Annotated in this window: 7 protein-coding genes; 4 read left to right on the top strand and 3 right to left on the bottom strand. The window is 64.7% G+C overall.

What is annotated here, in order from left to right; genetic code table 11:
• The first annotated feature begins 181 nt into the window (after window positions 1-181).
• Window positions 182-994 (top strand): SDR family oxidoreductase, encoded by an 813-nt coding sequence (locus tag Q0C64_RS04595; RefSeq protein ID WP_366004290.1) that lies wholly within the window; start codon window positions 182-184, stop codon window positions 992-994.
• A 25-nt stretch (window positions 995-1,019) separates the two neighbouring features.
• Window positions 1,020-1,448 carry an organic hydroperoxide resistance protein gene (locus tag Q0C64_RS04590; RefSeq protein ID WP_294121137.1) on the top strand — a complete coding sequence of 143 codons (429 nt, stop codon included), beginning with the start codon at window positions 1,020-1,022 and terminating at the stop codon, window positions 1,446-1,448.
• Window positions 1,449-1,529: 81 nt separating this feature from the next.
• Here the strand turns inward: Q0C64_RS04590 and Q0C64_RS04585 are convergent, their stop codons facing one another.
• The 3 genes from Q0C64_RS04585 to Q0C64_RS04575 are packed head-to-tail and all read right to left on the bottom strand — an operon-like array spanning window position 1,530 to window position 4,805.
• Entirely contained in the window at window positions 1,530-3,371 is a 1,842-nt protein-coding gene (locus Q0C64_RS04585; RefSeq protein ID WP_294121136.1) for a DUF885 domain-containing protein, read from the bottom strand.
• Between the two features lie 19 nt (window positions 3,372-3,390).
• Window positions 3,391-3,849 (bottom strand): NfeD family protein, encoded by a 459-nt coding sequence (locus tag Q0C64_RS04580; protein WP_294121135.1) that lies wholly within the window; start codon window positions 3,847-3,849, stop codon window positions 3,391-3,393.
• A complete protein-coding gene (locus Q0C64_RS04575) occupies window positions 3,846-4,805 on the bottom strand; it encodes an SPFH domain-containing protein (protein ID WP_294121134.1) in 960 nt (319 codons plus the stop codon). The genes Q0C64_RS04580 and Q0C64_RS04575 overlap by 4 nt, the downstream gene beginning before the upstream one ends.
• Before the next feature lie 65 nt (window positions 4,806-4,870).
• Here Q0C64_RS04575 and Q0C64_RS04570 point away from each other — a divergent pair, with 65 nt between their 5' ends.
• Both Q0C64_RS04570 and Q0C64_RS04565 read left to right on the top strand, forming a co-directional pair.
• Window positions 4,871-5,689, top strand: a complete 819-nt coding sequence (locus tag Q0C64_RS04570) for a CoA ester lyase (RefSeq protein WP_294121133.1) — start codon at window positions 4,871-4,873, stop codon at window positions 5,687-5,689.
• A 21-nt stretch (window positions 5,690-5,710) separates the two neighbouring features.
• The coding region (locus Q0C64_RS04565; RefSeq protein WP_294121132.1) for an IMP dehydrogenase at window positions 5,711-6,838 on the top strand (1,128 nt) is incomplete at its 3' end.

The raw sequence follows: 6,838 nt of genomic DNA, 5'->3' as shown, positions 1-6,838 counted from the left end.
CAAAGATATTGCCCGCACGCGCGACGGGACACTGCGTTTGAGCGGCAAAATCGATTGGTGTCATTGAAACTTTCATAATCATACCTGCTTGTAACTATGAAGTTCATATGTATATGGCACGCCATCGCAGCGCAAGCCTTTCCTTACCCCCGCCGGCGAACGCATTTTGAAAGGACACATGATGAGCAACAAACTCGGAACCGCCGTCGTAACCGGCGCATCGTCAGGCATTGGCGCAGTCTACGCCGACCGCCTTGCGCGGCGCGGCTACGACCTCGTGCTGGTCGCCCGCCGCCTCGACCGGCTTGAGGCGCTGGCCGATCGGATTGAACAGGAAACCGGTAGCAAGATCAGCCTGTTGGTTGCGGATCTGACTGATGCCAATGGCGTCGCGACGGTCGAAAAACTGCTCCGCGACGATCCGTCGGTCACCCTGCTGGTCAACAATGCCGGCATGGCGGTGACGGCTCCGTTCCTCGACCATGACCCGGTGGTGGCGGACAGGATGATTCGCCTCAACATCACGGCGCCGACGCTATTGGCGAGGGCCGCGGGCGAGGCCTTTGCAAAGCGTCGCTCTGGCACGATTATCAATATTTCCTCGGTCACCGCCCTGGCGCCGGAACTGCTCGAGGGCGGCGTCTATGCCAGCACCAAGGCCTATCTACTGTCGCTCAGTCAAGCCATGCAGCATGAGCTCGGTCCCAAGGGCATCACGGTGCAGGCAGTGCTTCCCGGCGCGACCCGGACCGATTTCTGGGCCGATGCCGGAACGCCGGTCGAGCATCTGCCGCAGGAAATCGTCATGTCGAGCGAGGATATGGTCGATGCTGCGCTTGCCGGACTCGACCAGGGCGAGCTGATCACCATCCCGCCACTGCACGACATCGGCTTGTGGAAGGCGTATGATGCTGCTCGCCGCGCATTCGAGGGCAAGCTGTCCACCAGTTTCCCGGCCGCCCGCTACGGCGCTCGCACCCCCGTTAACGCGTAACCCCGACCCCCGAAGGAGAAAATCAATGACCACTGAAACCTTGATCAAGGACAAGGTCCTTTATACCGCCCGAACCCATGTAGTCGGTGGGCGCGAAGGCCGCGGCCGCAGCGATGACGGCCGGCTGGACGTCAAGCTGGACCGCCCTGGCGCGCCCGGCACCGGCACCAATCCCGAGCAACTGTTCGCTGTCGGCTGGTCGGCCTGCTTCGAAGGCGCGCTGGCCCATGTCGCCAACGCCAGGAAGATCCAGCTGCCCGCCGACACAGCGATCGACGCCGAGATCGACCTCAGGAACGGCGCCGACGGCTTTTCGCTCGCCGGGCGCTTGAACGTCAGCATCCCCGGTATCGACCGCGACCTGGCCAGGGAACTGGTCGAGGCAGCGCATCAGACCTGCCCCTATTCGAAGGCCACCCGTGGCAACATCGATGTGGAATTGAACCTCGTCTGACCGATTCCGCGAGGGGATTATTGCTTCCCCCCTGATCCCCTCGTTGCCCCGGCGGCCCGCCCCTGGCCGCCGGGGCTTTTCTTAGGCGCCGCCCTTCTTTGCCGTCGCGATATACTCGTCGATGTTCTTGGCCAGCACGTCCATCGGCACGTTGCCGCCCTTGACCACCGCATCGTCGAAATCGCGCAGGTCATAGCGCGACCCCAGCGCCTTTTGGGCGCGGCCGCGCTGGCGGACGATCTCGGTATGGCCGATCTTGTAGCCGCAGGCCTGGCCGACCCAGCTGCAGTAGCGATCGACCTCGCTCGCTACTTCCTCGGGCTTGGAGCCATTGGTCTCGACGAAATAACGGACGCCCTGTTCGCGGGTCCAGCGCTTGGCATGGAGGCCGGTGTCGACCACCAGCCGGATCGCGCGGAATGCCAAGGCCTGGAGATAGCCCAGCCGCCCGACGACGAAATCGTCATAGACGCCAAGCTCATCCGCCAGCTGCTCGGCATAGAGCGCCCAGCCTTCCGAATAGGCGTTGAACGCCAGCTGGGTGCGGATCAGTGGCAGCTGGTTCGAATATTCGCCCTGCCAGACATGGCCCGGGATCGCCTCATGATGGGCGAGGTCTGGCAGGTCATATTTGCGGTGCAGGTCGGTGGTGCGAAGGTTGATCCAGAACCGGCCGGGGATCGAGCCGTCGATCGAGCCGGCGCCGCCATAGGCACCGGGCGCGCCAGGCTCCTCTTCGGGCGGGAGACGCTTCACTTCTAGATTGCCGCGAACCAGCGTGCGGAAGGCACGGGGCAGCTGGGCGCGGATGATCTGCAGCCGCTGCTGGATGAAGGCCATGATCTCGGCACGGCCGGGATCGCCCTCGGCGAACTTGTATCGCGGGTCGTTGGACAGCGCGGTCATCCGCGCGCCGACCGTTCCCTTGGTATAGCCGAGGCTCTTCAGGATGACGTCCATCCGGCCATGCAGCTCGGCGACCTGGTGGAGACCCATCTGGTGGATTTCATCGGGGGTCATGGTGGTGGTGGTCGAGGCGCGCAGCGCCCAGGCGTAGAATTCAGGGCCATGTGGGCGAGCCCACATGCCGGCGTCCATCGTCGCCTTGGCGCGCTGGGCGGTGAGCTCGGCCAGCTGCCGTTCGAGCGCGGGCGCAACCTTTTGCTGGGCGATGGCGCGGGCGCGATTGGCCCAGTCGCCCGGAATGTCCCTGGTCCGGCGCTCCAGCGATTCGACCAATCCGCCGCCTTCGCGGGCGCCCTTGACGCTCATCGTCATTTGGCCCACCGCCTTGTCGATCAGGAAGGCGGGAGCGATCAGCCCCTTGGCGCCCGCATCCTTCAGTCGGCCCAGCTCGCCATCGAGCTGAACGGCGTAGCTCTCGAGGCGGGCGAGATAGGCTTCGGCATCGGCGGCATTGTTGACCGGATGCTCGCTGTCGAGGAACCGCGGCACGTCGAGATAGGCCCCGACATTCTGGATCACGACGTAGGGCGTCTTGCGCCAGCTGCCGACAGCGACATCGCCATAGGGCTGGGCGAACCCGTCGAGCGACACGCGATAGGCGGACTTGACCACCTCGACGCTGGTCCTGGTCGAATGGGTTAGGCCGGCGGTATTGACCGCTTCGGCCCGGGCGAGGTCGGCGCGCAGTACCGCGGCGAGCCGGTCCTGTCCCGCCTGGCTGCGGTCGGCCAGTTTGGGACGAAGTGAAGCGCGCGCCCCGGTGTCGATGCCGAGGCTGGTTGCACCCTCAGGAGACAATGCGATCAAATTCTCGCCGATCGAATCGAGCAAAGCCGTGACCTGCGCTTCGCCTGACTGGGCCTGCGCAAAGGCATACGACGGCGTCAGGGCAATGGTGGCGGCGCCGGCCGAAAGGGCGCCGATCGCCTCGCGGCGCGAGAAACTCAGGTCGTTCACTTGGATTACTCCACTTATATTAGGCTGGCGGCAGGATCCGCAGCGGTTCGACCGTCAGGCAGTTGCCTTCGACGCCCGTGACCGTCAGGCGATCGCCCGCCGCAGCAGGGCCGCCGCGGGCATTCCATTCCCCGTCGCCGACCCTGACACGCCCGCCATGGTCGTCGATTTCGGTCACCGCCGTCACCGTCTTTCCGACCAACCGCTTGGCCGGTTCGTTGATCGCATGGCGCCGGTCGCCACCATGGGGTTCGCCATACCAGCGCTTGCCGATCATCACCGCCAGCACGGCGTAGATGGCAAACAGCGCCAGCTGCGGCGCGGTGCCGAGGTCAAACAGCAAGGTGAACAGGCCGGTGGCGATGGCCGCGGCACCGACAAACACCAGGAAAAAGCCCGGCGCGATGATTTCGGCGATCAGCAGCAGGACGCCGCCAATCGCCCAGATCCAGCCGGGCTCCAGGTCCAATCCCATCATTGGCCGGCCTTGGGCAGGCTGGGCTTAACCACCGGCGCCCTGGGCGCTTCCTTGCCCAGCACTTCCTTGGCAAGCTCGCCAATCCCGCCAAGCGTGCCCATCAATTGGGTCGCCTCGACCGGGAACAATATGGTCTTGGCGTTGGGCGAGGTGGCGAAGCTGCCGATCGCTTCGACATATTTCTGGGCGATGAAGTAATTGATGGCCTGGGCGCTGCCGCCGGCGATCGCATCGCTGACCGACTTGGTCGCATTGGCTTCGGCCTGGGCAGCGCGTTCGCGCGCCTCGGCCTCGCGAAAGGCGGCTTCCTTGGATCCTTCGGCCTGGAGGATCAGCGCCTGCTTCTCGCCTTCCGCACGCAGGATTTCCGATGCGCGGAGGCCCTCGGCCTCGAGGATCGCGGCGCGTTTTTCGCGTTCGGCCTTCATCTGCCGGGTCATGGCGTTGACGATGTCCGACGGCGGTCGAATATCCTTCAGTTCGACGCGCGTGATTTTGACGCCCCAGGGTTCGGTCGCCTGGTCGACGACCGTCAGCAGCCGGGCGTTGATCTCGTCACGCTTCGACAAGGTCTCGTCGAGGTCCATCGACCCCATCACCGTGCGCAAATTGGTGGTCGAGAGCGCCATCAGGGCCAGGTAGAGGTCGCTGACTTCATAGGCCGCCTTGGCCGCGTCCATCACCTGGAAGAAAACGACGCCATCGACCGCAACCATGGCATTGTCCTTGGTGATGATCTCCTGGCCCGGAATGTCGACCACCTGCTCCATCATGTTGATCTTGTGACCGACCCGATAGACGAACGGAGTCACCAGGTTGAGGCCCGGCTCGGCCACCCGGACGAACCGACCGAAACGTTCAATCGTATATCGATAGCCTTGGCTGACGATCTTGACGCTCATCATGATGACGAGCACCACCAGAACCACGACCGCGATCAGCAAATACTCAAGCATGTCCTTCCCCCTTGTTCGCGGCCATGATGGAACGGCTTTGTTGCTAGGTGAAGGAAAATCGGCCCATGAACCAAAAAGGCCCGATCAACCTGTTCGACAAGCGAGCGCTGCTGTTCCTGCCGGCCAGCAACCCGCGGGCGATCGTGCACGCGCGGGAAAGCAATGCCGACCTGGTGATCCTCGACCTTGAGGACGCAGTGAAGCCGGAGAACAAGGTGGCTGCGCGGGCTGCGGCGATCGAGGCGCTGAAGGAAGACTGGCCAATGCCGGTCGCGATCCGCATCAACGGTGCGCGCAGCGAATGGCACGGGCCCGACGTGGTGGCGGTGATGCACGACAAGCCCGATGCGGTGGTGGTGCCCAGGGTCGAGAGCAAGGATGAACTGGGTTTCGTCCGCAACCAGACTGGCCTGCCGGTGCTGGCGATGATCGAGACCGCCAAAGGCGTGCTCGCCGCCGGCGCGATCGGCCATGAAGCAGCCGGCCTGATCGCCGGCACCAACGACCTCTCCTCCGACCTGCACCTGCCACGCGGAGCTGGCCGCAAATCGCTGCAGATGGCGCTTCAGCACATCGTGCTGGCTGCCCGGTCGGAGCAGATCGCCGTTTTCGACGGCGTCTACAACCAGCTCGACGATCTCGAAGGCTTCGCCGCCGAAGCGGAGGAAGGGCGGATGCTGGGCTTTGACGGCAAGTCATTGATCCACCCCAGCCAGATCGCTCCCTGCCATGCCGCCTTTGCTCCGAGTAACGAGGAAGTTGCCCGCGCCGAGCGGCTGGTCGCCGCGGCAACCGGCGGTGCCGAGCGCTTCGAAGGCGAGATGATCGAACAGATGCATGTCCAGGCCGCCGAACGGCTGCTGAGGAGGCTCGGGCGTAGCTGATACACTTGGCGAATCGCCGATATGCTGGCATGGGCCGATATGGCCGACCTTCTCCACGACGAAATCCCGCTAGGGCTGACCTTCGACGACGTGCTGCTGCAGCCGCTCGAATCCGGGGTGCTGCCCAGCGCTGCCGACACCCGCAGCTTCCTGACCCGCGAAATCCCGCTCAACATCCCGATCCTGTCGTCGGCGATGGACACGGTGACCGAAGCCGACATGGCGATCGCCATGGCCCACCTTGGCGGCATCGGGGTGCTCCACCGCAATCTGGAGATCGACGGCCAGGTTGCCGCGGTCCGGGCGGTCAAGCGGTTCGAGAGCGGCATGGTCGTCAACCCGATCACCATGACCCCCGAGCAGACGCTGGCCGAGGCGCTGGAGCTGATGAAGGCCAACCGCATCAGCGGCATTCCGATCGTCGAGAAATCGGGCAAGCTGGCCGGTATTCTTACCAACCGCGACGTCCGCTTTGCCGAAAATCCGAAGCAGGCGGTCAGCGAGCTGATGACCCGCGACAATCTGGCGACGGTTGGCCTCGGCACCAGCCAGGACGTTGCCCGCCGCATCCTCCACCAACGGCGGATCGAGAAGCTGCTGGTGGTCGATGACCAGGACCATTGCGTCGGCCTGATCACCGTCAAGGACATCGAGAAAGCGGTCGCATCACCGCTGGCGACCAAGGATGCCCAAGGGCGCCTCCGCGTCGCCGCGGCGACCACCGTCGGCGACAAGGGCTTCGAACGGTCGGAAGCGCTGATCGACGCCGGGGTCGACTGCATCGTCATCGATACCGCCCATGGCCATAATCGCGACGTCAGCGCGGCCGTCGAGCGGGTGAAGAGCCTGTCGAACAGCGTCCAGGTGGTCGCGGGCAACGTCGCCACTGCCGAGGCCGCCAAAGCGCTGGCCGACGCCGGTGCCGACGCGATCAAGGTCGGCATCGGCCCGGGATCGATCTGCACCACGCGGATCGTCGCGGGGGTCGGCGTGCCGCAGCTGTCGGCGATCATGGCGGCATCGAAGGCTGCTGCCGAACGCGGCGTCCATGTCATCGCCGACGGCGGCATCCGCACGTCGGGCGACATCGCCAAGGCACTGGCGGCCGGGGCGTCGACGGTGATGGTCGGATCGCTTCTCGCCGGGACC

Origin of the sequence: Sphingomonas sp., assembly GCF_023266535.1 — a bacterium.
In the GTDB taxonomy this organism is placed as follows: domain Bacteria; phylum Pseudomonadota; class Alphaproteobacteria; order Sphingomonadales; family Sphingomonadaceae; genus Sphingomicrobium.
This window is presented reverse-complemented; position numbering and strand designations above follow the sequence as displayed.